Below are 26,343 nucleotides of genomic sequence, written 5' to 3'. Positions count from 1 at the left end.
GATGACGCTCGATCTTCCTTCCGCCGACGAGAGTTGCCCATGGCCCGGCCGCCGCTGCGCGATATCCCCGCCCATCTGATCACCGGCTTCCTGGGGGGCGGCAAGAGCACGCTCATTCATCATCTGATCCAGAACAAGCCGTCCGGTGAGCGCTGGGCGGTGTTGATCAACGAATTCGGCCGCGTCGGCATCGACCAGGCGATGTTCGCCGAGCGCGACGATGTGGTGGTTCAGGCCCTGCCGGGCGGCTGTCTGTGCTGCCAGCTGGCCACGGTGCTGCAAACGAGCCTGGTCCAGCTGCTGCGTCGCGAGCGGCCCGACCGGCTGATCATCGAGCCTTCCGGGCTCGGCCATCCGGCGGGGCTGATCGAGCTGCTGCGAGGCGAGGCCTTCCGCGGGGTGCTCGATCTTCGCGACGTGGTGGCGGTACTGGACCCGAGACGCCTGGACGATCCGCGCGCGCGCGGCCACGAGACCTTCCGCGATCAGCTGCGGCTGGCCGACGGCGTGGCCCTGACCATGGTCGATCGGCTCGGGGCGCAGCAGGTGGCGGCGGCACGGGGCTGGCTGGCCGAGACCCTGCCGGGCGAGCGCTGGGTGGTCGAGGCGCCCCAGGGTCGCCTGCCGGTCGAGCGGCTGCTCGACGGTGGCGCGCACCGGGATCTGGCCTCATCGGTCTCTCCGGCGGCGCATCTCGCTCTGGCCCAGACGCCGGGGCCGTGGCTCGATCTGGACGCTCGGGCACCGCGCGTCGGGGCGCCGGTGCGCGAGAGCGGCGCGTCGCTGGGCCACGAGAGCCTGGGCTGGCGCTGGCATGCCGATGAGGTCTTCGACGCCTCGGCCATCACGGCCTGGCTGGACGCTCTGCCGGCGGTGCTGCGGGTCAAGGGCGTGCTGCACACGGACACGGGATGGGTCTCGATCAATCGCGCCGGGGGGGAAGGGCCGCTGTCGCCCAGCGAGTGGCGCCGTGACTCGCGCCTGGAGCTGATCGCCGAGGCCGGAGGGATGCCGGACGCCGAGGCGCTCGAGGCCGGGATGGCCCGCTGCCGTCGGACATCGTCGATCTAGGACAGGGCAGGAGCGGGGGGCGTACCCACGAAAAGGGCCGGATGGGCCCTTTTTGACGCTGGATCATGATCGCCCGGGTCGAAGCGCTCAGCCCTGCAGCGGGAAGTCGCGCAGCACCGGTGCCTGACCCGGCGCGACCTCGATCTCCCAGCCCTGATTCGGCTGCCAGTCGCCCAGCACGAAGCGGCGCGCCGTCGCGCCGTCGAGGTCGACATCATGGGCGGCGGGGCGGTGGGTGTGGCCGTGGATCATCGTGGTCACGCCGTGTTCGCGCAGGGCCTGGACCACCTCGGCCGGCGTCACGTCCATGATGTCCTCGGCCTTGTTGGAGTTGGCCTCCCCGGACTGGTCGCGCAGCTGTTTGGCCAGCGCGATGCGCTCGGGAATCGGCATGGCCAGGATCTGCGCCTGCCACTGCGGGTCGCGGGCCTTGGCGCGGAAGGCCATGTAGGCCTCGTCCAGGGTGCACAGGCTGTCGCCGTGCATCAGCAGCACCCGCTCGTCGCCGAGGGTCACCACGCTGGGATCGGGCAGCAGGGTGGCGCCGGCGGCCTCGGCGAAGCGCTCGCCGAGCAGGAAGTCGCGGTTGCCGTGCATCAGGTAGATGGCGGTGCCGGCCTCGGCGCGTTGCTTCAGCGCCTCGGCGATGCGCTCGGCGAGCGCGGCGGTGCCGGTGGGATCGGCGGCGCCGAGATCCAGCAGGTCATCGCCGATCCAGGCCTCGAAGAAGTCGCCGAGGATATAGAGCGCCTCGGCGCCGGCGGCGCGGGTCTCCAGCCAGTTCAAAAAGCCCTCGGTGATGGCCGGGGCGCCGGGATGCAGATGAAGATCGGAGATCAGCAGGGTCGACATGGCATCTCTCGCGGGCAGCGGATGAAGGAAAGCGCCCCCGCCGGAGGGCGAGGGCGCGAGACTCACGGGGCCGGGATTCAGGCCTCGGCGTCGTCCTGGACGTAGGCGCGCTGGATGATCACGTCCTCGGCCGGCACGTCGGCGTGCATGCCGCGGCGGGTGGTGGCCACGTCCTTGATGCGCTCGACCACGTCCATGCCCTCGACGACTTCGCCGAACACGCAGTAGCCCCAGCCCTGCAGGTTCTTGCCGCGATGGTTGAGGAAGTCGTTGTCGGCCACGTTGATGAAGAACTGGGCGCTGGCGGAGTGCGGGTCCTGGGTGCGGGCCATGGCCAGGGTGCCGCGGGTGTTGGCCAGCCCGTTGTCGGCCTCGTTCTCGATCGGTTCACGAGTCTGCTTCTGGTTGAAGTCCAGGTCGAAGCCGCCGCCCTGGACCATGAAGCCGTCGATCACGCGGTGGAACAGGGTGTTGTCGTAGTAGCCGTCGCGCACGTACTGCTCGAAGTTGGCGGCGGTCTTCGGCGCCTTGTCGTGGTTCAGGGCGACATGAATATCGCCGAAATTGGTTTGCAAGATGATCATCACGATGTCCTGTCTTCTCGAAGCGGGATGCCTTGGCGCCGTATGGGCACGTGGCGCTATAATAGCCGCTTTGCGTCGATGCGCGAAGCCGTGGTCAGGCCCGCGGCGTCGCGACGACAGGCCCGCGTTCAACCAGAGGTTGCCCAATCAACATGACCAGCGAGACCACCAGCGCGCCGAACTTCATTCGCAACCAGATCAGCGAAGAGATCGAGGCCGGCCGACAGGGGAAGATCGTCACCCGCTTCCCGCCGGAGCCCAACGGCTTCCTGCACATCGGCCATGCCAAGTCGATCTGTCTGAATTTCGGGCTCGCCGAGCAGTTCGGTGGCGACTGTCATCTGCGCTTCGACGATACCAATCCGGCGAAGGAAGAGCAGGCCTATATCGACGCCATCAAGGAGGACGTCAGCTGGCTGGGCTACGAGTGGGCCGGCGACGTGCGCTTCGCCTCGGACTACTTCGATACCCTCTACGACTGGGCCCAGCACCTGATCCGCGAGGGCAAGGCCTACGTCGACGACCTCTCCCCGGAGGAGATGCGCGAGTATCGTGGCACGCTGACCGAGGCCGGCACGCCGAGCCCCTACCGCGAGCGCAGCGTCGAGGAGAACCTCGACCTGCTGGAGCGCATGCGCGTCGGCGAGTTCGCCGAGGGCGAGAAGGTGCTGCGCGCCAAGATCGACATGGCCGCGCCGAACATCAACCTGCGCGACCCGATCCTCTATCGCATCCGCCACGCCTCGCACCACCAGACCGGCGACAAGTGGAAGATCTATCCGTCCTACGACTTCACCCACGGCCAGTCCGATGCCCTGGAAGGGGTGACGCACTCCGTCTGCACCCTGGAGTTCGAGGATCACCGTCCGCTGTACGAGTGGTTCCTGGACAACCTGCCGGTGCCGGCCAAGCCGCGTCAGATCGAGTTCGCACGGCTGAACCTGAACTACACCCTGACCTCCAAGCGCAAGCTCAAGCTGCTGGTGGACGAGAACATCGTCGACGGCTGGGACGACCCGCGCCTGCCGACCCTGTCCGGCATGCGTCGCCGCGGCTATACCCCGGCCTCGATCCGCAAGTTCTGCGAGATGATCGGCGTGACCCGTGCCGACGGCGGCCTGGTCGATATCGCCATGCTCTACCACGCGATCCGCTCCGACCTCGAGGACAACGCGCCGCGCGCCATGTGCGTGCTCAAGCCGCTCAAGGTGGTGCTGACCAACGTCGCCGAGGACTTCGCGGAGACCTACCAAGTCGCCGGGCACCCGGCCCGCGAGGACATGGGCGTGCGCGAGATTCCGTTCGGACGGGAGATCTACATCGACCGCGACGACTTCATGGAGGAGCCGCCGAAGAAGTTCTTCCGCCTGGCGCCGGGCAAGGAAGTGCGGCTGCGCAACTCCTATGTCATCCGCTGCGACGAGGTGATCAAGGACGAGGCCGGCGAGGTCAGCGAGCTGCGCTGCTCGGTCGACTTCGACACCCTCGGCAAGAACCCCGAGGGCCGCAAGGTCAAGGGCGTGCTCCACTGGGTCAGCGCCGCGCAGGCGGTGCCGATGGAGGTACGGCTCTACGACAACCTGTTCACCGTCGAGCAGCCGGACAAGGACAAGGACGCCGACTTCCTCGAGCACCTGAACCCCGAGTCGCTGACCGTGGTACAGGCCATGGGCGAGCCGAGCCTGGCCGACGCCGCGCCCGAGAGCCGCTTCCAGTTCGAGCGGGTCGGCTACTTCTGCGCCGACCGCCATGCCTGCCGCGACGGCAAGCTGGTGTTCAACCGCACCGTGGGACTCAAGGATGGCTGGGCCAAGGCCCAGAAGAAGGGCTGACATGCAGATCTACAACACCCTGACGCGTCGCAAGGAAACCTTCACGCCCATCGAGCCGGGCAAGGTACGCATGTACGTCTGCGGCATGACCGTCTACGACTTCTGTCACCTGGGCCATGCCCGGGTGATGGTGGCCTTCGACGTCATCACCCGCTATCTGCGGGCCCGCGGCTACGATGTCAGCTACGTGCGCAACATCACCGATATCGACGACAAGATCCTCAAGCGGGCGGACGAGAATGGCGAGACCATCGAGGCGCTCACCGACCGCATGATCGATGCCATGCACGAGGACGAGGGCCGCCTCGGCGTGCTGCGTCCGGATGCCGAGCCGCGCGCGACCCAGCACCTGGACGAGATCGTCTCGATGATCCAGACGCTGATCGACAAGGGCTACGCCTACGCGGCGGACAACGGCGACGTCTACTACCGGGTGCGCAAGTTCGACGGCTACGGCAAGCTCAACAACCGTGACCTGGACGACATGCGCTCCGGTGCCCGGATCGACGTCGACGAGCACAAGGAAGACCCGCTCGACTTCGTGCTGTGGAAGGCCGCCAAGCCCGGCGAGGCCAACTGGCGCTCGCCCTGGGGCGAGGGGCGTCCCGGCTGGCACATCGAGTGCTCGGCGATGTCCACCTGCTGCCTCGGCGAAACCTTCGACATCCACGGCGGCGGGCCGGACCTGACCTTCCCGCACCACGAGAACGAGATCGCCCAGAGCGAGGCCGCCACCGGGAAGCCCTACGTCAACACCTGGATGCATGCCGGCGCGGTGCGCGTGAACCAGGAGAAGATGTCCAAGTCACTGGGCAACTTCTTCACCATTCGCGACGTGCTCGAGCATCACGACGCCGAGGTGGTGCGCTACCTGCTGGTGTCGAGTCACTATCGCAGCCCGATCAACTACGCGCCGGAGTCGCTGGCCGACGCCCGCAAGTCGCTGGAGCGCTTCTACAATGCGCTGGACGGGCTGGCCCTGGACGGCGTCGAGGTGCGGGAAGGCGAGGTCGATGCGCGCTTCGATGAGCGCTTCACCGCCGCCATGGACGACGACTTCAACACCGCCGAGGCGGTGTCGGTGTTGTTCGACCTGGCCCGCGAGCTCAACCGCGCCAAGAAGGAAAGCCCCGAGCAGGCGCCGGCCCTGGCCGCCGAGCTCAAGCGTCTGGGCGGCGTGCTCGGCCTGCTGCAGCAGGCACCGGCGGCCTTCCTGAAGGGCGCCGGTGCCGGCGAGCTGCCGATGACCGAGGCCGAGATTGAAGCGAAGATCGCCGAGCGTGCCGCGGCCAAGAAGGCTCGCGACTTCGCCACCGCCGACGGCATCCGCGACGAGCTGGCCGCACTGGGCATCGTGCTCAAGGACAGCCGTGAGGGCACCGGCTGGGTGTTCGAAGCGCCGGGCGACTGAGTCCCGATGCTCGCTCGATAGGTAATCGAAACGCCCGGCCCGTGCCGGGCGTTTCTCGTTGAGTATCCTCGATTCTCAGCGTGTCTCCGCGCCCAGCGCCTCGTCGACCAGCGCCATGGCTTCATCGAGGCTGACGGCGACCGCGTCCCAGGGCAGGGTCGATCCGACGAGGTGGCAGTGATAGAGGGCATCGTCATCGATGTCGACACGGTGGATGTCGTTGCCCCGGTCGTCCTGCCACCAGTCGGCGTGGACATGCTGCCAGCGCGGGTCGATCCGAGCGTTCATGTTCATGCGTCACCTTCCTTCGTGAGCCGCCCATTCGGGCGAGCGCTCAGCAAGCCTTCCAGATCTTCAGGCGGGGTTCCGTCAGCCCGTACCAGCGGGAATAGACATCGCGTCGACGCTCGGCGTTGGCGAGATCCACGAGGCCAAGGACGTCGTGAGGCGTGTGGATCAACCGCAGTTCCTGGTTCATGAGCATCCCTCCGAACGGCATGGAACCAAGGGAAGCGACTCGCCGTCGCCGGTCGTGGGAGCGTCAGGCGGGCCGTTACCGACAGCATAGTTCAGAAACGCTGTTTGTAAATTAAAGTTACAGACGGTGGCCCAAGTCGGTCGTGGACAGGCCGTTAGCCCATCATGACGGTGGCAGGGGCAGTCGATGCGGCCAGGCATCGTCGACGATGAACACGCGCTGCCAGGCGGCACCGGAGGCGTGCTCCAGATGCAGGCCGAGCTGCACCGGTGCGTCGCCACGGGCGAAATGCAGCCGCAGGCGGTGTTCGAGGGTCGGCAGCGTGCTCAGCTGTGAACGGGGCGGCAGCGCGAGCCAGTGAGGCTTGCACAGCCAGGCGCCGAGCGCCTGCCCCGGCAGGCTGGCGCGCCAGCGTGACCAGTCGCGCCAGGGCAGCCAGTGGCCGCGCAGGTGATCGGGCGTGGCATCGCGCGGGGCGGGTAGCTCTGCCCGCCAGGGATAGAACAGCACGCCGGGCATCGCCAGGCGCTGCCGCAGCCCCGTCACCGGGGCTCCCAGCCGCTCGGCCAGCGCCTGCTGCGCCACCGGGCGCTGGGCCAGCGGCAGCTGGTGATGCTCCAGGTGATGGCGCTTGAGCGCCAGGCTATCCAGGCCGCCGGGGCCGACCCAGCGGGCCTGATCGTCGTCGTCGCCGGGGCCCTCGGTGAGACCCAGGTAGTACTTGATCGCCACCTCGAGATGCACCGGCACGGGATCCGGCGATTCGGCATAGATCAGGTCGAGCTCGCCCAGCGTGCGACGCTCCTGCAGCACCGGCACGTTGTGAGCGAGCAGTCGGGTCTGGGGCGCGGTATCGAGCAGGAACTGCCACAGGCGCTCGTGATAGTGCCCCATGCGGCCCTCCAGGGCCGCGCCGACGTAGCGCTCCAGGTCCTCGGGGGCATCGTCCAGGTGGCTCAGATAGTCGGTCAGGGCGTCGTCGCTCTCGAGACCCAGGCAGTGGCGATCGGGGCGGCCGGACGAGGGGAGGGCAATCAGGTCCGGCGCCTGAACCAGCCAGGCCAGGTCACGTACCAGCGGGTGGCACCAGGGGCGGATGTCATCGCGGAATGGCGGCATGCGGTCTCGCTCCGGGCGTTGAGATGGCGCTCTGACAGAGAAGCTATACAGGCCTTATACTCCAGCATACATTCATTCGGGAAGCGGGTGGTATCCATGCAGCCAGTACTGACACGTCTCGTCGCCATCGCGGCCGGCACCCTGATGACCGTGGGCGCGGCGCAGGCTCAGGACAACGCCGGAGAGCCGGTGGTGATCGCCTCCAAGATCGACACCGAGGGCTCGGTGCTCGGGCAGCTGATCCTGCAGCGCCTCGAGGACGGTGGCATCGCGGTGGAGGATCGCCTGCAGCTGGGCGCCACCAGCATCGTGCGTTCCGCCCTGGTCGCCGGGGAGATCGATCTCTACCCGGAATACACCGGCAACGGCGCCTTCTTCTTCGACATGGCCGACAGCCCGGTATGGAAGGACGCCGAGCAGGCCTTCGACACCGTCAGCCAGAAGGATCGCGAGGCCAACGACCTGGTGTGGCTGACGCCCGCCGAGGCCAACAATACCTGGGCGATCAGCGTGCGCGGCGCCCTGGCCCGCGAGCAAGAGCTGGAGAGCCTCGAGGATCTGTCCGCCTATCTCGACGACGGCGGGGACTTCAAGCTGGCGGCGAGCGCCGAGTTCGTCGAATCGCCCCAGGCGCTGCCGGCCTTCCAGCAGGCATACGGGTTCGAGCTTTCCGAGGACGAACTGCTGGTGCTCTCCGGCGGCAACACCGCCGCTACCATGCGCGCCGCCGCCCAGCAGACCAGCGGCGTCAACGCCGCCATGACCTACGGCACCGACGGCGGCCTCAAGGCCCTCGATCTGCAGGTGCTGGATGACACCCTCGGGGTGCAGCCGGTCTATCAGCCGGCGCCGGTGGTGCGCGCCGACGTGCTCGAGGCGCATCCCGAGATCGAAACCCTGCTGGCGCCGGTGTTCCAGGCGCTGGACCGTGACACCCTGCAGCGCCTCAACGGCGACGTGGCCGTCAACGGCCTGGACCCGGCCAAGGTGGCCGGGGACTTCCTCGACACGCTCGACGAATAAGCCGCTCCGGAATGAGCCGTGAGAGTGAGTCGTGAGAGCGAGTCGGGATCGTCAGACACCGTAGGGCGCAGCAAGGGCGGGGTGAACGCCGAAGTGGTGAACAAGGAAGTGATCAACAAGGAAGCGGTGAACAGGGGCCCGCCTCGCCCCAACGTCGTGCTCGTGAGCCTGCTGCTGGCGACCCTGGTCGCCTGGAGCGGGCTCGATGCCGTCAGCGTGGCGCCCAATCGCATCGTGCCCGGCCAGGGCCACGCCGCCTGGGACGTGGCCGGCTGGCCGGGATGGCTGTTCAGCCTGGTGCCGATGCTGGCCGTACTGGCGCTGGCCTGGCGCCCGGACCGGCGTCGACTGCGCTGGGCCCTGGGGCTGGCGGTGGCGATGCTCGCCGCACTGCCGGCCTGGCTGGCGCTGGCGTCGGCGCGGCTGGTCGATGCCGATCTGCCCCAGGCCCGCATGGGCGTCGGCGCCGGGGTCTGGGTGGCGCTGTTCCTGCTGCTGCTGGCGCTGATCGAGCTGCGCACACGGCTGGCGCTGCCGCGGACCCTGGGCTGGTCGCTGCTGCTGGTGCCGCTGGTGAGCCTCGCCGCCTGGCTGACGTTCGGTCTCGCACCGCTGGCGCTGCGCCAGGAGTTCCTGGCCCGCCGCGACGGCTTCATCGCCGCCATCGTCGAGCATCTGCTGCTGGTCGGCGCCGCCGTCGGCGTCAGCCTGGTGCTCGGCGTGCTCCTGGCGCTGGCCATGCGCCGCTGGGCGCGCTGCCGAACGCTCGGCTTCGCGGTGCTCAACTTCCTGCAGACCATCCCCAGCCTGGCGCTGTTCGGCCTGCTGCTGGCGCCGCTGGCCTGGCTGGGCGCCCACGTCGAGTGGCTGGCGGCGCTGGGCGTGAGCGGCATCGGCGCCGCGCCGGCGCTGCTGGCGCTGGTCGGCTACAGCCTGCTGCCGATGGTGCGCAATACCTTCGTGGCCCTCGATGAGGTCGACCCCGGCGTGATCGATGCCGCTCGTGGCATGGGCATGAGCCGCGGCCAGGTGTTCCGCCAGGTGCGTCTGCCGCTGGCGGCGCCGGTGATCCTCGAGGGCATCCGCATCACCACCGTGCAGGCCATCGGCCTGACCGCCGTGGCCGCGCTGATCGGCGCCGGCGGCCTCGGCACCTTCATCTTTCAGGGACTGGGGCAGGCGGCCATGGACATGGTGCTGCTCGGCGCCCTGCCGATCCTGGTCATGGCGCTGATCGCCGACGCCCTGCTGGGCGCCCTGACCGACCTCACACGCCAGGGAGAGGCCACATGATCGAACTCATCGGCGTGTCCAAGCGCTTCGGCGAGACCGCCGCGGTGGACGGCATCTCGCTGCGCGTCGAACGCGGCGAGCTGTGCGTGCTGGTGGGCACCTCCGGCTGCGGCAAGTCGACGACGCTGCGCATGATCAACCGCCTGATCGAGCACAGCGACGGCGAGATCCACATCGACGGCCAGCAGATCCGCGACTTCCGCGAGGAGACCCTGCGCCGGCGCATGGGCTATGCGATCCAGAGCACCGGGCTGTTTCCGCACTGGACGGTGGCGCGCAACATCGGCCTGGTGCCGCGGCTGCTGAAATGGCCCCCGGCGCAGATCCGCGAGCGGGTCGAGGCGCTGATGGCGATGCTCGGCCTGTCGATGGAGGAGTTCGCCGGCAAGTATCCGCGTCAGCTCTCCGGCGGCCAGGCCCAGCGGGTCGGCGTGGCCCGGGCGCTGGCCGCCGATCCCGATATCCTGCTGATGGACGAGCCCTTCGGGGCGCTGGACCCGATCACCCGCGAGACGCTCCAGCACGAACTGCGCGAACTGCAGTCGCGGCTGCAGAAGACCATCGTCTTCGTCACCCACGACATGGACGAGGCGCTGCGGCTGGCCGACCGGCTGGTGGTCATGGACGGTGGCCGCATCCGCCAGCAGGGCCATCCGCTCGAGCTGCTGCGCGAGCCCGCCGACGCCTTCGTCGAATCGCTGCTCGGCGGCGAGGACCGTGGCCTCAAGGAGGCGGCGCTGCTGACCGTCGGCGAGCGGATGATGCCGCTGAGCCCGCGGCTGCTGCCGAGGGACCGCATCTCCCGCCATGCCACCCTGCGCGAGGCGCTGTCGATGATGCTGTGGCGCCACGCCGAGCGCCTGGCGGTGGTCGACGACGAGGACATGCCGGTCGGCGAGCTGTCGCTGCGCCAGCTGGTGGGGGCGAAGCATCATGAGTGAGGCCGTGAGTCGCCTGGTGATAGGGGGAGGGCGGCGCTGGCTGGTGCCGCTGGCCTGGAGTTCGCTGCTGCTCGCCGCCTGCGTGGGCATGCCGTGGCTCGAGGGGCTTTTCCGGCTGGTCGAGCCGGACAGCCGCAGCGTCGTCTATGCCCGGGCCGATTTCCTGACCCTGCTGGGGCGTCACCTGCTGGTGGTGGCCGTCGCGGCGCTGGCCGCGGTGGCCATCGGCGTCGGGGCCGCGGTGGCGGTCACGCGCCGCGCCGGCCGCGACTTCCTGCCGCTGGTCGCTCAGCTGGCCTCGATCGGGCAGACCTTCCCGCCGGTGGCGGTGCTGGCGCTGGCGGTGCCGGTACTGGGCTTCGGTACCCTGCCGATCATCGTCGCGCTGCTGCTCTACGGTCTGCTGCCGATCGTGCGCAACACCCTGGCCGGGCTGGAGGGCGTCGATCCCGGCGTGCGCGAGGCGGCCCGCGGCATGGGCATGACCGGCGGCCAGCTGCTGTGCCAGGTGGAACTGCCCCTGGCCGCGCCGGTGATCCTGGCCGGCATCCGCACCTCGGTGACCATCAATATCGCCACCGCGGCGATCGGCGCCACCGTGGGGGCGAGCAACCTCGGCGACCCGATCATCTCCGGCATCGTCAACGGCAACACCGCCTACGTGCTGCAGGGCGCGCTGCTGATCGGGCTGCTGGCGCTGACCGTGGACAGCGTCTTCGCCCGGCTGCAGCCGGCTGCCGCCTGAGAGCGCTTACCCGCCGGCATTGGGAGTCAGCGCCGAGGGCAAGTCTAAGCGGAGCTCCTACGCCATGGGTGAGGAGCAATGCTCCGAACGGGCTGGCCAGGGATGGACAGTCCCGGACCTGCAAGCGAAGCGGGACGCGAGAGCGCCGCAGGGCGTCGGGAGCTACAGGGATGTGTTTATTGCGTCTCCGCGCAGGCTTGCCCTGGGCCCAGCTTGAACGCGGCCTCGCCGGCGTGTGACTTTCGTCGTGCTATCGAAGGTTTTCAGTTTACGTTAACGTCAGTGTCGTGCGTTGATCGACGGCCGGGCGATCCCCTGGCGGTCCGACACAAGAGCGACAACACTGCCCCCAAAAGGGGTAAGGATCACGACGATGACCACGACGCGAGATATCCACGTGCCGGAGTTCCTGGCCGGTGACGAGTTCAGCATTCCCACCTATCGGGTGCTGACCCAGGAAGGCACCCTCTGCGAGGGCGCCGAGGCTCCGACCCTCGAGCGCGACGAGGCCCGGGCCATCTACCGGGCGATGATCGCCACCCGGGTGCTCGACGAGCGCATGATGGCCGCCCAGCGCCAGGGCCGGCTCAGCTTCTACATGCAGTGCACCGGCGAGGAGGCCGCGGTGATCGGCGCCACCGCGGCGCTCGACGAGGCCGACATGATCATGGCCCAGTACCGAGAGCAGGGCGCGCTGGTCTATCGCGGCTTCACCTTCGACGAGTTCATGAATCAGCTGTTCGGCAACGAGCTCGACTACGGCAAGGGGCGACAGATGCCGATCCACTACGGGTCGCGCAAGCTCCACTACATGACCATCTCCTCGCCGCTGGCCACCCAGATTCCCCAGGCCACCGGCTATGCCTACGGCCAGAAGCTGGCCGGTGAGGGCAAGTGCAGCATCACCTTCTTCGGCGAGGGCGCCGCCTCCGAGGGCGACTTCCACGCCGCCCTGAACATGGCGGCGGTGCACGAGGTGCCGGTGATCTTCTTCTGCCGCAACAACGGCTACGCCATCTCCACGCCGGCCATCGAGCAGTTCGCCGCCGACGGCGTGGCGCCGCGGGCCTTCGGCTATCGCATGCACGTGATCCGCGTCGACGGCAACGACATCCTGGCGGTCCATCGCGCGACCCAGGAGGCCCGGCGCATCGCCGTCGAGCACAACAAGCCGGTGCTGATCGAGGCCATGACCTATCGTCTGGCGGCGCATTCGTCCTCGGACGACCCGTCCGGCTATCGCTCGCGCAAGGAGGAGGAAGCCTGGCGCGAGAAGGACCCGATCCTGCGCATGCAGCGTTGGATGAGCGACCAGGGCTGGTGGAGCGACGACGAGGAGAAGGAGCTGCAGGAGCGGCTGCGCCGCGAGGTGCTGGAGGCCATGAAGCGCGCCGAGAAGCGCCCGCCGCCGCCCCTGGATACGCTGGTCACCGACGTCTATGCCGAGGTCACGCCGGACCTGCAGCATCAGCTCGACGCGCTCAAGGCGCATATCCGCCGCCATCCGGAGGCCTATCCGAAGGGCGCGCGCTTCCTCGACCCCGAGCTGAGCCGCACCGACGACGAGGGAGAGTCCTGACATGCCGACCATGAATCTGCTGCAGGCGATCAACCACGCCCTGGACATCGCCATGGCCGAGGACGAGAAGGTGCTGTGCTTCGGCGAGGACGTGGGCGGCTTCGGCGGGGTCTTCCGCGCCACCAGCCATCTGCAGGAACGCTACGGTCGGGCGCGCTGCTTCAACACGCCGCTGGTGGAACAGGGCATCATCGGCTTCGCCAACGGCCTGGCCGCCCAGGGCTCGGTGCCGGTGGCCGAGATCCAGTTCGCCGACTACATCTTTCCGGCCTTCGACCAGATCGTCAACGAGACCGCCAAGTTCCGCTATCGCTCCGGCGACCTGTTCAACGTCGGCGGCCTTACCATCCGCGCGCCCTACGGCGGCGGCATCTCCGGCGGCCACTATCACTCCCAGTCGCCGGAGGCCTACTTCACCCATACGCCGGGGCTCAAGATCGTGGTGCCGCGCAATCCCTACGAGGCCAAGGGACTGCTGCTGGCGGCCATTCGTGACCCGGACCCGGTGATCTTCTTCGAGCCCAAGCGGCTCTATCGCGCCTCCACCGGCGAGGTGCCGGAGGAGGACTATCAGCTGCCGCTGGGCGAGGCCGAGGTCACCAAGGAGGGCAGCGACGTCACCCTGGTGGGCTGGGGCGCCCAGATGGAGGTCATCGACCAGGCGGTGGAGCTGGCCGAGAAGGAGGGTATCTCCTGCGAGGTGATCGACCTGCGCACGCTGTTGCCCTGGGACGCCGACACCGTGGCGGAGTCGCTGCTCAAGACCGGCCGGCTGGTGGTGACCCACGAGGCACCGCAGACCGGCGGCTTCGCCGGCGAGATCGCCGCCACCCTGCAGGAGCGCTGCTTCCTGTACCTGGAGTCGCCGATCCTGCGCGTGACCGGCCTGGACACGCCCTTCCCGCTGACGCTGGAGAAGGAGTATCTGCCGGATCACCTCAAGGTCTTCGAGGCCATCCGCGAGAGCGTCCACTACTGAGTCCAGGACAGGAGCAAGCACGATGACCGAGTTCAAGCTGCCCGATATCGGCGAGGGTATCGTGGAGTGTGAAGTCGTCGAGTGGCGCATCGCCGAGGGCGACGCCATCGAGGAGGACCAGCCGGTGGTCGAGGTGATGACCGACAAGGCGCTGGTCGAGATCACCGCCCCCGAGGCCGGGCGCGTCACCAAGCTGCACGTGCCCAAGGGTGAGATCGCCAAGGTCCACGCGCCGCTGTTCGCCTACCAGACGGCGGACGGCGAGCCGGCCGCCGAGCCGGAAGACGTCGAGGCATCGGCGCCGTCGCCGCAGGCGGGTGCCGATACCGACACCGGAGCGTCCGGCGTCGAGGCGCCGGCGCCGCGGGCGGGTAAGGTGTGCCCGGCCGAGCAGGAGCGACCCGAGCGGGCCGCGGCCGGTCAAGGTCCCCACGGCCGGATTCCGGCCAGCCCCGCGGTGCGCCGCCTGGTGCGCGAGCATGACCTGCGCCTCGAGGACGTCCCCGGCTCCGGCAAGGACGGCCGGGTGCTCAAGGAGGATGTGCTGGCGTTGATCGAGGGCGGACGCGCGACCGCGTCGGGCGATACCCGGGGGGAGCGTCGGGACGAGGGGCAACAGGACATTCGCGTCGAGCCGCTGCGCGGCGTGCGCGCGGCCATGGCCCGGCAGATGGTGGCCGCGGCCTCGACCATCCCGCACTTCCAGTACGGCGAGGAGATCGACGTCACCGCGCTGCTGGCGCTGCGCGAGCGGCTCAAGCCCCGGGCCGAGGCGCGGGAGATCAAGCTGACCCTGATGCCGTTCTTCATGAAGGCCATGGCGCTGGCGATCCGGGACTATCCGCTGCTCAACAGCCGGCTCAACGAGGCCGGCGACGAGATCCACTATCTGCCGTGCTGCAACATCGGCATGGCGGTGGACGGCCGGGCCGGCCTGATGGTGCCCAACGTCAAGGGCGTGGAAGGCCTGAGCCTGCTGGACGTGGCCGGCGAGATCCAGCGTCTGACCGGCGCGGCGCGGGAAGGGCGCGTGGCCCAGGCGGATCTCCAGGGCGGCACCATCAGCATCTCCAACATCGGCGCCCTCGGCGGCACCTACGCCGCGCCGATCATCAACGCCCCCGAGGCGGCGATCGTCGCCATCGGCAAGAGCCAGTGGCTGCCGCGCTTCGACGACGCCGGCGAGGTGACCCGCCGGGCGATCATGACCGTGACCTGGGCCGGCGATCACCGCCTGCTCGACGGCGGCACCATCGCCCGCTTCTGCAACGCCTGGAAGGGGTATCTCGAGGACCCGGAGACCATGCTGCTCGAGTTGAGCTGAGGATCGCCTGGGGGGAACGATGACCCAGCCGCTGCAGCAGTTCTATATCCCGGAAGACCAGTCGGTCTACCTGCTGAGCCACCACGATGCCCGCAAGCTGCGGGAGTGGGTGGCGCTGTGCCAGGCCCAGCTCGAGCAGCTGGGCTACCGGGAGATCGCGCTGATCGGCAAGGGCGCCTACGGCTTCGTGTTCGCCGGCCTCACCGCCGGCGGCGAGCAGTACGTGTTCAAGTTCACCCGGGTCAACCTGCCCCAGTCGCTGCAGGACCGCCTCGAGGAAGAGGCCTTCATGCTGGAGCAGGTGGCCCATCCCCGCGTGCCGCGGCTGATCGTCTTCCAGCGTGTGCGCCACCAGTCGATCCTGGTGATGCAGCGCGCGCCCGGCGAGAACCTGGAGGAGGTCTCGCTGCGCGAGGGACGGCTGTCGCCGCGGCGGGTGGTGCATATCGCCGCCCAGCTGGCCGATATCCTGCGCGCCCTGCGCCGCGAGTCAGGCCCCTCCGGCCGGCCCATCGTCCACGGCGACATCAAGCCTTCCAACCTGGTGTTCGACGCGCGTGACGAGAGCGTGGCGCTGATCGACTGGGGCTCCTCGGTGTTCGCCCAGCTCGACGCCGAGCTGCAGTTCGTCTCGGCCAACGTCATGGAGCTGATGTCGGACAACCTGCAGCAGACCAACGCCCGCCTGGGCGACGTCTATTTCATCGGCGACGATCAGCTCAATGGCGCGCTGTCGTCGCCACGCTTCGACGAGCAGGGCGCCGCCGGCACCCTCTATGCGCTGGCCTCGGCCCAGTCGTGTCGCTTCGGTCACCGCGCGATTCCGGCCACCTCGCTCGGCCTGCCCATGGAGTTCGCGCGCATGCTCGACGGCATGCTCGACCCCGACCCGCGCACCCGCATGAAGGCCGGCGATCACTTCCTGCGCGAGATGCCGCGCCTGTCGCGGCTGGTGATGCTCGACCTGCCGAGCCCGCCCGAGGCGCCGCTGGTGCCGGTATGGGCCCGGGCCGCCGACCGTGAGATCGACACCGTGGTCTACAGCTCGCGCAAGGCCTTCCTGCGCGAGGAGGACGGCCGGGAGACCCTCAGTGACGTCAACGACGTGCAGCTCGACCGCTACTATCGGAACTTCATGCAGGGCATGGGCGAGACCGAGAAGGCCTTTCTCGCCGCGGTCAGCCGGCTCGGCAAGTACCCCGTGGTAGGCGGGCTGGCGGTACGCTGGGAGGCCGACGGCGTCTACATCGACTCGTCGCTGAACCTGCATGACCCCGAGCTCAAGCCGGCCTTCATCGCCGCGGTCAACAACATGGTCAGCCTGGCCCGGGGCATCCACCGCCGCGGCATCTTCAAGAGCTGCCTGTTCAACGCCCGCGATACCCTGCACCTGGACCGCGAAGGCCCGGATCGCCCCTTCGTGATGCCGCCTGACCTGCGGCTGGCCTACGAGGTCAGCGCGGTGCCGGAGCTCGAGGACCGCTCGCGGCTGCACAGCTACTTCGAGGACGGCCCGGACCCGGAGGAGTTCCTGGTGCTGCCCGAGGCCATCATCGCCTCGCTGGAGGCGCTCAACGAGATCCACCACACCGGCATGATCATCTTCGAGGCGCTGCCCGAGCACCTCAAGATCCATAGCCACTACCGGCTGCTCGACCCGTCCCGGGAGGCCGAATTCCGCCGCCGACTGGACGACATCCTCGCCGCGGTAGGGCGCATCGAGGGGCTCGGCGTCTCGGGCTTCATGAAGATGCCCTACAAGGACACCCGCGTCTTCGCCCACGTGGCCCGCCAGCCGGAGCGCTTCTATCCCCGCGACCCGCGTGCCGCCCTGGCGGCGATGAGCGAGCTGGCTGACACGGAAGGCCGTCCTTAGGGCCTTTCGGCCATGAGCTTACGCCGTCACTCTGGCAAGATAGGCGGCCTTGGAGCGCCTTCTGTTAGCCAGACATCGGGGGCCGGGGGCAAGGCGGAGCGAGGTTCTTTTGACCAGGGACGTCAAAAGAAGCGCCCAGGGACGGGTTTACAGCGTCCTCGCGAAGGCTTGCCCCCGGCGTTGCCCCACATGTTCCGGCGCTCGCGACTGTCAGCAAAGATCAAGGACGCCGCATGGCTCAGCTGTTACGCATCGTGATGATCCACGGTCATCTCGAGGGGGTGGTCGAACTGGATGTCGATGGCCACACCAACATTTGCGGCACCAACGCTTCGGGCAAGACGACCCTGCAGCGCCTGGTGCCGGTCTTCTACGGGGAGCTGCCCAACCGGGTGGTGCCCAAGACCCGTCGCAAGTTCGATGCCTTCTACCTGCCGCATCGCAACAGCTATCTGGTCTATGAATATCGCCGAGAGGAGGGCGACGTCTGCCAGGCGGTGTTGACTCGCAAGAGCGAGGGCGGCGTCGAGTATCGCTTCGTCGGCGCGCCCTATCGCCCCGAGGACTACCTGGTCGAGACCGAGGGCGGCGTGGTCGCCCTCGACTACGCCCAGTGGAACCAGGGGCTGCGCCGCCAGGGCACCCAGGTGTCGCACAAGCTCGGCGCCACCTCGGAATACCGCGCGGTGATCCAGAACGACTTCACCCAGCACGGCAGCGGTGGTGGCCGCCGCGAGGGCCTGAAGCTGCGCCAGGTGGCCGCCCGTTTCAGCCTGGTGCGCGCCGGGCGGCGCATCCGCCACATGGAGAAGCTGGTCTCGGCGGTGCATGCCAAGGAGGGCAAGATGGACACCCTCAAGACCATGCTGGCGGCGATCTTCGAGGAAGACGGCGTCGAGCTGCCGATGACCCGCATCCGCAACACGAAGGCGCGGGAGTGGATCGCCCGCATGCGCCAGTCGATGCGCCTCGAGCCGTTGCAGGAGGCCCTGACGGACCTGCAGCGCCAGGATCGCGAGATCGCCGATCTGGAGGCCGGACTGTGGCAGCTGCGTCCCCAGCTCGAGGCCGACCGCGCCCGGGCCGAGCGCGGCCGGGCCGATCTGGAAGCGCAGATCGGCGAGCGCCAGCGCGACTTCCAGGCCCGCGAGCAGGCCTATGAGCAGGCGCGCCAGGACGTCAACGACCGCCTCAGCGAGATGGGCAGCGAGCTCGAGCAGACCCGCACCGAGCTCGACGATCTCCAGCGCCGCTTCGAGGCCTTCGAGGAGGCCGACATGCCCGGCCTGGAGCAGGACCTCAAGGCGCTGCCCCAGTGGCGCGAGCAGCAGCAGGGCCTGCGCGACCACCTCGAGTTCATGCAGCAGGCGGTGCAGGAGAGCAAGGCCCGCCTGGAAGCGCGGCTGGTCGAGCTCGGCGATCAGCTCGAGCGCCGCCGCGACGAGCTCCAGGCCCAGATCGACGCCCTCGGCGAGGAGAAGGAAGCCCGCCGCGAGAGCCAGCGCGAAGCCGAGAGCCGCCTCGACGCCGACTACCAGACCCGCCGCCAGGCGCTGGACGGCGACTATCGGGGGCGGATCGAGCGGCTCACCGCGCGCCTCTCCGAACTCAAGGCCGAGCTCGCCCACGGCACCCAGACCGAGGAGGAGGCCCGCGAGGCCGAGCGGGCCCAGCTGCGCGTCGACGAGGCCAGAAGTGCCCAGGACGCCATCGCCGCCACCCTCGACACCCTGCGCGGCGAGCTCGACGGTCACAAGCGTGCCCGCGACGACGCCGAGCGTGAGCTCGACCGGGTCCGTCAGCAGCGGGCCCGGGCCGAGGCCCGCCTCGAGGCCCTGGAGGTGCAGCGCGACCCGGCCCAGGGCAGCCTGCGGCACTTCCTGCGCCACCACCGTCCCGGCTGGGAACAGACCCTGGGCAAGGTGCTGGCGCCGGCGCTGCTCGAGCGGCGCGATCTCTCACCGCAGCTCAATGACGACGCCAGCGACGACCTCCACGGCCTGGCCCTCGACCTGGCCGCCATCGCGCTACCGGACCATGCCCAGGACGAGGCCGGCCTGCAGGCCGAGATCGCCGCCGCCGAGCAGGCGCTGGCCGACGCCCGGGCGGCGGAGCAGGACGCCGAGAAGGCGCTCAGGGCCGGCCACGACAGGGTGCAGGAGGCCGACGCGCGTCTCGAGCGGGCCGGCGGCGAAAAGCGTCGCGCCGCCGAGGAGGTGGACTACGCCCTGCAGGCCCGCAGCCAGTGTCAGCTGCGTCATCAGCAGGCCCAGCAGGAACGCCAGGCGAGCCGCCGTCGGGCCCTCGAGGAGCAGCAAGCGGCGCAGCAGGCGCTGCGTGAGGAGTGTGATCAGTCGCTGGCGACGCTGGACGAGACCCACCGTGCCCAGCGCATGGAGCTCACCGCCGATCATCAGGGCCAGCTGGCCGGCGTCGACCGCCAGATCGAGCAGTATCGACGCCAGCTCGGCGAGATCCGGGAGGACAACCGCCGTCAGCGCGAGGAGCTCGAGGCCGCCTTCGATCGCGAGCTGGCCGATCGCGGCGTCGACCCGGTCCAGGTCCGGGCGACCCGTGCCCAGATCGAGGAACTGGGACAGCGCATCCACGATACCGAGGCGCGGCGCGACGAGCTCGACGCCTACGCCCGCTTCATGCGCCTCGACTGGGGCGAGCGCAAGCCACGGCTGGTGGCGCGGGAAGCGGAGCTGAGCCAGGCGCAGCAGGGCGCCGAACGCGAGCGCAAGACGCTCAAGGACGCCTTCGACGCCGACCGGGCCGAGCATCGGGCGGCCGTCGGCGAACTCAAGACCCGCCGCGAGGCCGAGCAGGCGCTGGTCGAGACCCTGGCGCCGCTGCTCGACACCCTGGAGGGGCTGACCCTGGCGCCGGCCAGCGAGCCGCTCGGCGAGGCACCGGGTGACGTCGACGAGCGGATCGAGCGCGCCCGCCAGGCGCTCGCCGACCATGCCCGCGCGCTCGACGCGCTGCGCCGCGGCTGCGAGAAGATCGAGGCCGACCTGATCAAGGGCGCCAGCGCCGACTTCCAGGACACCCTGGAGGCCGAGCGTGCCAAGCTCGAGGACACCGGTCCGCGCCGCCTGCTGGCGGTGCTGGCCGACATGCTGCAGCTGCTCGAGGGGCAACAGCAGCAGCTGCTCCAGGAAGGGCGCAATCTCGGCGACGATCTCGACAAGTTCTTCACCGTGTTCCGCGACCTCAACCGGCGCATCAACGCCCAGAGCCGGCGCCTCTCCGATGAGGTGGCCGACGACCTGAGGCTTGAGGGCATCGGCAAGGCCGAGGTGAAGATCCAGTCGACCATCGACGAGCTCGGGTTCTGGGAGCCGCTCAAGCGCTTCGCCCAGCGCTATCGCGAGTGGCGCGACGGCGGCCGCGCGCTGCCGGACGACGACTACCTCGACGCCCTGGGCGACGTGGTGGAGCTGTTGCGCAGCGACCAGCAGTACAGCGTCGAGAGCCTGCTGCGCCTGGAGCTGCACCTCAACGAGGGCGGCGCCGACCTGGTGATCAGGAACGACCGCCAGCTGCTGGAGTCCTCCAGCCACGGCATGGCCTATCTGATCCTGTGCAAGTTCCTGCTGGCCTTCACCCGGCTGCTGCGCGGCCCGGCCGAGGTCGCCGTGCACTGGCCCATCGACGAGATCGGCACCCTGGCGTACCACAACGTCGAGAAACTGTTCGACGCCTGCGACAACAACCGCATCCATATCGTCGGCGCCTTCCCCAATCCGGAGTCGGACGTGCTGATGCTGTTCCAGCACCGCTATCTGATCGACCGCGACGAGGCCGCGCCGGACAAACGCCGCCTCAAGCGCATCGAGCCGCGCCTGAGCCGCCTGGCCCAGCGCCTGCAGGACCGCCAGAACGACCGTCAGGAGGCATCGGCATGAGCGAGGACATGATGTCAGAGCATTCGACCGCGGAGCGTTCCATGGTGGAGCTGGGCCCGCTGCTGGAGCGCCTGCTGGCCGGCGACTTCCTGTGCGCGGTCAGCGACGACACCGCCTTCCGCCGCCTGCAGGACGAGGCGACCCGCGAGCGCCTCGACGCCTACCTGCGCCCGCTCAACCGCCGACTGGCGAGCAACGACGAAGGCAGCGTCTACTTCCTGGCCTGGCGCCAGCTGGACGAGGGTGCCCGCGACCAGCTCTCCCGCCAGCTGGCGGAGACCGTCGGCAGCCTGCTGCCGATGCTCGAATGGCTGCAGCTGGTGCAGGAGGCGCTCGGCCGCGACGGCCCGGTGTCGCCCGGCGACGTGCTCAAGCCGGCCGACTTCAGCTCGCGCTGCGAGGACAATCAGGGGCTGCGCGAGCGCCTCGAGCGCCTGGCCACCGATCCCTTCTTCGGCTCCCAGAGCGAGCAGCTCGACGCCCAGATCAAGCAGGTCTTCAAGCGCCTGCGCGAGCGCGGCTACCTGCGCCAGCCCCATGCCGACCGCCACTATTTCATTGCCACCGCCAAGATCGACTACCTGATCGAGCTGGTGCGCTTCATCCGCGACGAGGAGCAGCTGCCCGTCGACGACCAGGCCCCGGAAACCCAGGAGCGGCTGCTGTGAGCGCGAGCGACTCAGACGCCCTGGACAACCGCCTGCTCGGCACCGGCGCCGAGCGGCTGGCGCTGCTCGGCAAGCACGCCGAGGCGCTGATGGCCGGCTACGTGCGCGACGAGGTGCCGCTGGAGGGCCTTTCCACCACCGCGCTGAATCGGCTGCTGTCGGCGCGCATCCTGTGGCGGCCCGACGAGCAGGCCGGGGTGAAGCTCTCGCCCAAGGTGCGCGAGCTGATCGCCGAGATGCTGGCCGACGAGACCCGCCGCCACGTCAACGCCGACGTGGCCGAGACCCTGGAGCTGATGCGCGGCCTGGTGCAGAGCTATCGCGAGGCCCGCGACGGCGCCGAGTACTGGCGCCAGGAGCAGCAGCTGCTGCGCCTGCGCCAGGCGGTGGACGACCTCGACGGCCGCTTCGCCGACGCCATCGACAGCCTGTGGCGGCGCCTCAACAGCGACTTCGGCTTCGTCAGCCGGCTGGCCGACAAGATCCGCGAGAACGACCGCGCCCAGAAGCAGATCGTGCGCCTGCTCGACGGCCTGGCGCTGATCGACTTCGACGAGCTGATCGACCTGGTGGGGGCCGACGGGGCGCTGCGCAAGCTGCTGGTCAGCCAGCTCCAGCATCGCCTGAGCCAGCACTACACCAGCCTGCGCGAGGTGCAGCGGCGGCTGATCGAGCTGATGACGCGCTTCCGCCAGCAGCAGTCCCGCAGTCGCCTGGTGGCGGGCATGGCGGCCTTCCTGCGCGAGCATCCGGGCTTCGTGCCCGGCAACTACGCCCGGCGCAGCGAAGTGCCGGCGCTGGTCAATCGCGCCGCGCCGCTGACCGCCGCCGGCGCGGTGGCGCTCGATCACGCCCCGGACGCCCGGGTCGTCACCGGGCTGCTGCACGACCTGCCGCGGCGCGTCGCGGCGCCGGAGCCCGTCGCCGCCGCCGTGGCCGCCGAGCGTCACGAGGACTCGATGGTCGCCGCCCGCCAGCAGGCGCTGAGGGAGGACGTCGAACGCTTCTACCTGTCGGTGGTCGAGGGCGACGGCGAGCCGCTGAGCGCGCTGGAGTATCTCGAGGCGGGCGAGCTCGAGTGGGGCGAGGAGATCTGGCTGTTCCAGGTGCTCGCCGAGTTCCAGGGCCTGCCGCGACGCGAGCAGGCCGCCTTCCGGCTGCGCCAGCAGGAGACCCGCGCGGCCGCCTTCAACGACGTGCGGCTGATTCACGACGTCAGCCTTCAGCTCGCCCCCGTGCGTCAGGAGCGCGCATGACCACGCTCTCGGAGGCGGAACGCGAGCTGCTGCGCGACGCGGCCAGCAAGTTGCGCCTTGGTGCCCACGTCGACAAGCCGAACGGCCCCGTGGTGAAGCGGATCGTCGCCTGGTGCGAGGCCTGGGACATCGAGCCCGGGGCGCGCCTGACCCGCACCCGGCTGCGCCTGGATCGCGAGCTGCTGGACGCTATCGACGCCGAACTCGAGGTGCAGGGCCAGCCGCCGCTGGCGGCCGGTCTGAGCGGGCTGACGACCGCGCAGCAGGCCGAGTATGGCTATCGGGAGGCGAAGAGCGTGCGCGAGGCGCCGCGGGAAACGCGGGTGCTGGTCAGCCTCCCGGCTCGGGCACCCTGGCCGGGCATCGCCGGCGGCGAGCGGGAGTATAGGGATGTCGACTGGCGTGCCGTCACGCCGGCCGCCTTCGACGTGCTGGTGCAGGTCGAGAACCTCGACAGCTTCTACGCCTTCACGACCGAGAACCCGGCGCTGTCGGCGTATCCAAGGCCGCTGGTGGTCTATCGCGGCGACCGCCACTACGGTGGCGGCTTCGCCCGGCTGGCCGAGGCCTGGGCGGCCACCGGGCGGCCCCATGCCTGCGTCGGCGACTTCGACCTCAAGGGGCTCGATATCGCGCTCGGCAGCGGTGCCACGCACTGGCTGCTGCCACCGCTTGATTGGCTGCAACAGCATGCCACGGCGCTTCATCTGCCCGCGAAGCAGGCGCGCTATCGAGACCGACTGCTGCGGTACCGCGACACGCTGCCCGGGGAGCATCCGCTGCGCGGCCATCTTGCGCTGCTGCTCGATGAGCAGCGCGGGCTGCTTCAGCAATGGTTCGCGGCGTCGCTGGTCGGCGTCGCGCTCGGCAAGGCGGCGTGAGGGATGAGCGACGACGCTGCGCCGTGGGCCTGTTTTAATGAGGAGACGATGACGGAGGAAGAGACGAGACGCATGCGCAAACTGCTGCTGAATGCCGACATGGGCGAGAGTTTCGGCGCCTGGACCATGGGCATGGACGCCGAGGTGATGCCTCACGTGGACCTGGCCAACGTGGCCTGCGGCTTCCACGCCTCGGATCCCGACGTGATCCGCATGACGGTGCGCCTGGCGCGCAAGCACGGCGTCACCGTGGGCGCGCATCCGGCCTATCCGGACATGGTGGGCTTCGGGCGGCGCCACATGGCCTGCACGCCCGAGGAGATCGAGAACCTGGTGCTCTACCAGCTCGGGGCGCTGTCCGGCGTGTGTCGCGCCGAGGGCCTGTCGGTGGGCTACGTGAAGCCCCACGGAGCGCTCTACAACGACATGATGCGCGATCCCGAGATCCTGGCCGGGGTCATGCGCGCGCTCGTCGCCTTCGATGCCGAACTACCGCTGATGGTGATGGCCACCCGCGACGATTCGGCCGCCCGCGAGCTGGCCGATCGCTTCGGCGTCACCCTGTGGTTCGAGGCCTTCGCCGATCGCGCCTACGACGGCGAGGGGCGGCTGGTGTCGCGGCGCGAGACCGGCAGCGTGCACCATGACCCGGCCGTGATCGTCGACCAGGCGCGTCGCATCGCCCGCGGCGAGCCCCTCGTCGCCCGCGACGGCAGCGCGCTGATCCTCGCGGCCGACACCCTCTGCGTGCATGGCGACAACGCCGAGTCGATCGCCGCCATCCAGGCCATCCGCGAGGCTCTCCAGCAGGACGATGCGCCTGAGGAGGGGAACCCATGAGCGCCCCGGGCCTGCCGCGACTGGAGTCGGCGGGGCTCGACGGCTGGCTGGTGCGGCTGTTCGATGCCATCGACGAGGCCAACCTGCCCTGGATCACCGCTCTGGTGCGCGACTGCGAGGCGGCCTTCGGCGACGTCCTGGTGGACCTGGTGCCGTCCTATACCACCCTGCTGGTGATCTTCGATCCGATGCGGATGACGCCTGGCGAGGCGCGGTCCCGCCTCGCCGAGACGCTGGCCGCGCTGGCGTCCGACGAGGCGGATGGCCAGGGCGAGGTTCATGAGCTTCCGACCTGGTATCACGAGAGCGTCGGCCCGGAGCTTGTGCCCCTGGCCGAGCGGGCGGGGCTCGACGTGGCGGAGACCATCGCACGTCATGCCGAGGTGACCTATCGCGTCTATGCGCTGGGCTTCGCGCCGGGCTTCGCCTTCATGGGCAGCGTCGACCCACGGCTCGAGACGCCGCGCCTGGAGACGCCACGCAAGAAGGTGCCCGCCGGCAGCGTCGGCATCGCCGGGCGCCAGACCGCGGCCTATCCCGCCGTCTCGCCGGGGGGCTGGAACCTGATCGGGCGCACCGCCGCGCGGCTGTTCGACCGCGACCGTGACGGCTTCAGCCTGCTCCGGGTGGGCGACCGGGTGCGCTTCGTGCCGGTCTCGAAGGAGGCACTGGTGCGATTGGGCGCCGATGTCACGACCATGGAGGACAGGCGATGACGGCGGTGATACGGGATACCGTGGCGGGGCTGCGGGTCACGCGCCCGGGGCCGCTGGCGCTGCTGCAGGACGCCGGGCGCTTCGGCGTGCGCCGGCTGGGCGTGACCCAGGGCGGCCCCGCCGATCTGCAGGCCTGGGCCTGGGCCAACCGGTTGGCCGGCAACGCCTGGGGGGCGGCGGCGCTGGAAGTGACGCTCGGCGGCCTGGCTCTGGAGGCCGAGCGCGAGCTGACGCTGGCGCTGGCCGGCGCGGATCTCGGCGCGACCCTCGATGACAGGCCGCTCTCGCCCTGGCAGCGGTTTCGCCTGCGTCCCGGCCAGGTGCTGCGCTTCGCCCAGCCGGTCGGCGGGCTGCGCGCCTATCTGGCCGTGGCCGGCGGTTTTCGCGCCGAGCCGGTGCTCGGCAGCCTGGCCGGCGTGGTGCGCGAGGGGCTCGGCGGCCACGATGGACGGGGGCACGCCCTGGCCGAGGGCGATGTCCTGCACGTCGGCACCGAGGCGGGGGAGCACCCGGTCGGCGACGAGCGTGAGGCGCCTGCGGAAGCGCGGCCTGATTATGCGGCGATGCCACGGCTGTCGCTGCTGCCGGGGGCCCAGATCGCCGAGTTCGAGGGCGCGAGCCTGGCCGCGGCCTTCAATACGCTCTGGCGGGTCGACGACCGCGCCGACCGCATGGGCGTGCGCCTGCGCGGGCCGACGCTGCGCTGTCGGCTGGCCAGCATGATCTCCGAGGGGATTAGCCTAGGTGCCGTGCAGGTGCCGCCGGACGGCCAGCCCATCGCGCTGCTCAACGATCGCCAGACCATCGGCGGCTATCCACGCCTGGGGGCGCTGACGCCACTTGCCTGCGCGCGGCTGGCGCAGTGCCTGCCGGGCCAGGAGCTGCGCCTTGAGGCGGTGTCCGCCGAGCGGGCGCTGGCCGAGCACCGACGCTTCCGCGCCGCCTTCCGCTGAGTCCCCGG

At 69.7% G+C, this 26,343-nt stretch carries 23 protein-coding genes; 18 read left to right on the top strand and 5 right to left on the bottom strand.

Translation table 11 applies throughout. The features are described 5' to 3' along the window. Positions 1-39: 39 nt before the first annotated feature. On the top strand, positions 40-1,071 hold the full coding sequence (locus ACGTNF_RS03805; RefSeq protein ID WP_394600482.1) for a CobW family GTP-binding protein: 1,032 nt from the start codon (positions 40-42) through the stop codon (positions 1,069-1,071). An 87-nt stretch (positions 1,072-1,158) separates the two neighbouring features. Here the strand turns inward: ACGTNF_RS03805 and ACGTNF_RS03800 are convergent, their stop codons facing one another. Both ACGTNF_RS03800 and ACGTNF_RS03795 read right to left on the bottom strand, forming a co-directional pair. Then, positions 1,159-1,923 (bottom strand): UDP-2,3-diacylglucosamine diphosphatase, encoded by a 765-nt coding sequence (locus ACGTNF_RS03800; RefSeq protein ID WP_394600481.1) that lies wholly within the window; start codon positions 1,921-1,923, stop codon positions 1,159-1,161. Positions 1,924-2,000: 77 nt separating this feature from the next. Beyond that, entirely contained in the window at positions 2,001-2,507 is a 507-nt protein-coding gene (locus ACGTNF_RS03795) for a peptidylprolyl isomerase (protein WP_394600480.1), read from the bottom strand. A 152-nt stretch (positions 2,508-2,659) separates the two neighbouring features. Here ACGTNF_RS03795 and ACGTNF_RS03790 point away from each other — a divergent pair, with 152 nt between their 5' ends. After that, on the top strand, positions 2,660-4,339 hold the full coding sequence (locus ACGTNF_RS03790; RefSeq protein ID WP_394600479.1) for a glutamine--tRNA ligase/YqeY domain fusion protein: 1,680 nt from the start codon (positions 2,660-2,662) through the stop codon (positions 4,337-4,339). Position 4,340: 1 nt separating this feature from the next. Then, positions 4,341-5,750 carry a cysteine--tRNA ligase gene (gene cysS, locus ACGTNF_RS03785; protein WP_152479012.1) on the top strand — a complete coding sequence of 470 codons (1,410 nt, stop codon included), beginning with the start codon at positions 4,341-4,343 and terminating at the stop codon, positions 5,748-5,750. Positions 5,751-5,825: 75 nt separating this feature from the next. On the opposite strand, the gene ACGTNF_RS03780 is transcribed toward cysS, so the two are convergent. The 3 genes from ACGTNF_RS03780 to ACGTNF_RS03770 form a co-directional block, all read right to left on the bottom strand. Continuing rightward, on the bottom strand, positions 5,826-6,044 hold the full coding sequence (locus ACGTNF_RS03780; RefSeq protein ID WP_394600478.1) for a hypothetical protein: 219 nt from the start codon (positions 6,042-6,044) through the stop codon (positions 5,826-5,828). A gap of 40 nt (positions 6,045-6,084) precedes the next feature. Continuing rightward, positions 6,085-6,228: a hypothetical protein gene (locus ACGTNF_RS03775; protein WP_394600477.1), complete on the bottom strand. Its 144-nt coding sequence runs from the start codon at positions 6,226-6,228 to the stop codon at positions 6,085-6,087. 162 nt (positions 6,229-6,390) lie between these two features. After that, positions 6,391-7,347, bottom strand: coding sequence for a DUF1853 family protein (locus tag ACGTNF_RS03770; protein ID WP_394600476.1), 957 nt, complete (start codon positions 7,345-7,347; stop codon positions 6,391-6,393). A gap of 96 nt (positions 7,348-7,443) precedes the next feature. On the opposite strand from ACGTNF_RS03770, the gene osmF reads away from it, so the two are divergent. The 15 genes from osmF to ACGTNF_RS03695 all read left to right on the top strand — a co-directional run bounded on the left by osmF (position 7,444) and on the right by ACGTNF_RS03695 (position 26,335). Continuing rightward, complete coding sequence (gene osmF, locus ACGTNF_RS03765; RefSeq protein WP_394600475.1) at positions 7,444-8,370, top strand: glycine betaine ABC transporter substrate-binding protein OsmF; 927 nt, start codon at positions 7,444-7,446, stop codon at positions 8,368-8,370. Between the two features lie 126 nt (positions 8,371-8,496). Beyond that, positions 8,497-9,663, top strand: coding sequence for an ABC transporter permease (locus tag ACGTNF_RS03760; RefSeq protein WP_394600548.1), 1,167 nt, complete (start codon positions 8,497-8,499; stop codon positions 9,661-9,663). Next, positions 9,660-10,604, top strand: a complete 945-nt coding sequence (locus tag ACGTNF_RS03755) for an ABC transporter ATP-binding protein (RefSeq protein ID WP_394600474.1) — start codon at positions 9,660-9,662, stop codon at positions 10,602-10,604. The genes ACGTNF_RS03760 and ACGTNF_RS03755 overlap by 4 nt, the downstream gene beginning before the upstream one ends. Further along, positions 10,597-11,349 (top strand): ABC transporter permease, encoded by a 753-nt coding sequence (locus ACGTNF_RS03750; RefSeq protein WP_394600473.1) that lies wholly within the window; start codon positions 10,597-10,599, stop codon positions 11,347-11,349. The genes ACGTNF_RS03755 and ACGTNF_RS03750 overlap by 8 nt, the downstream gene beginning before the upstream one ends. Before the next feature lie 373 nt (positions 11,350-11,722). Then, positions 11,723-12,928, top strand: coding sequence for a thiamine pyrophosphate-dependent dehydrogenase E1 component subunit alpha (locus ACGTNF_RS03745; protein WP_394600472.1), 1,206 nt, complete (start codon positions 11,723-11,725; stop codon positions 12,926-12,928). Position 12,929: 1 nt separating this feature from the next. After that, positions 12,930-13,907: an alpha-ketoacid dehydrogenase subunit beta gene (locus ACGTNF_RS03740; protein WP_016855002.1), complete on the top strand. Its 978-nt coding sequence runs from the start codon at positions 12,930-12,932 to the stop codon at positions 13,905-13,907. A gap of 22 nt (positions 13,908-13,929) precedes the next feature. Beyond that, entirely contained in the window at positions 13,930-15,231 is a 1,302-nt protein-coding gene (locus tag ACGTNF_RS03735) for a 2-oxo acid dehydrogenase subunit E2 (protein ID WP_394600471.1), read from the top strand. A gap of 19 nt (positions 15,232-15,250) precedes the next feature. Then, on the top strand, positions 15,251-17,107 hold the full coding sequence (locus ACGTNF_RS03730; RefSeq protein WP_394600470.1) for a protein kinase domain-containing protein: 1,857 nt from the start codon (positions 15,251-15,253) through the stop codon (positions 17,105-17,107). 233 nt (positions 17,108-17,340) lie between these two features. Next, positions 17,341-21,021 (top strand): ATP-binding protein, encoded by a 3,681-nt coding sequence (locus ACGTNF_RS03725; RefSeq protein ID WP_394600469.1) that lies wholly within the window; start codon positions 17,341-17,343, stop codon positions 21,019-21,021. Between the two features lie 41 nt (positions 21,022-21,062). After that, positions 21,063-21,689 (top strand): condensin complex protein MksE, encoded by a 627-nt coding sequence (locus tag ACGTNF_RS03720; protein ID WP_394600547.1) that lies wholly within the window; start codon positions 21,063-21,065, stop codon positions 21,687-21,689. Continuing rightward, positions 21,686-22,945, top strand: a complete 1,260-nt coding sequence (locus tag ACGTNF_RS03715; protein WP_394600468.1) for a hypothetical protein — start codon at positions 21,686-21,688, stop codon at positions 22,943-22,945. The genes ACGTNF_RS03720 and ACGTNF_RS03715 overlap by 4 nt, the downstream gene beginning before the upstream one ends. Beyond that, positions 22,942-23,826: a DUF7281 domain-containing protein gene (locus ACGTNF_RS03710; RefSeq protein ID WP_394600467.1), complete on the top strand. Its 885-nt coding sequence runs from the start codon at positions 22,942-22,944 to the stop codon at positions 23,824-23,826. Before ACGTNF_RS03715 ends, ACGTNF_RS03710 begins: the two co-directional genes overlap by 4 nt. Positions 23,827-23,898: 72 nt before the next feature. Beyond that, positions 23,899-24,666: a 5-oxoprolinase subunit PxpA gene (locus ACGTNF_RS03705; RefSeq protein WP_026068421.1), complete on the top strand. Its 768-nt coding sequence runs from the start codon at positions 23,899-23,901 to the stop codon at positions 24,664-24,666. Continuing rightward, positions 24,663-25,382, top strand: coding sequence for a 5-oxoprolinase subunit PxpB (gene pxpB / locus ACGTNF_RS03700; RefSeq protein ID WP_394600466.1), 720 nt, complete (start codon positions 24,663-24,665; stop codon positions 25,380-25,382). Before ACGTNF_RS03705 ends, pxpB begins: the two co-directional genes overlap by 4 nt. Next, complete coding sequence (locus ACGTNF_RS03695) at positions 25,379-26,335, top strand: 5-oxoprolinase subunit C family protein (RefSeq protein WP_394600465.1); 957 nt, start codon at positions 25,379-25,381, stop codon at positions 26,333-26,335. Before pxpB ends, ACGTNF_RS03695 begins: the two co-directional genes overlap by 4 nt. The last annotated feature ends 8 nt before the right edge of the window (positions 26,336-26,343 follow it).

This window comes from Halomonas sp. B23F22_10 (assembly GCF_043496975.1).
In the GTDB taxonomy this organism is placed as follows: Bacteria; Pseudomonadota; Gammaproteobacteria; order Pseudomonadales; family Halomonadaceae; genus Halomonas; species Halomonas smyrnensis.
This window is presented reverse-complemented; position numbering and strand designations above follow the sequence as displayed.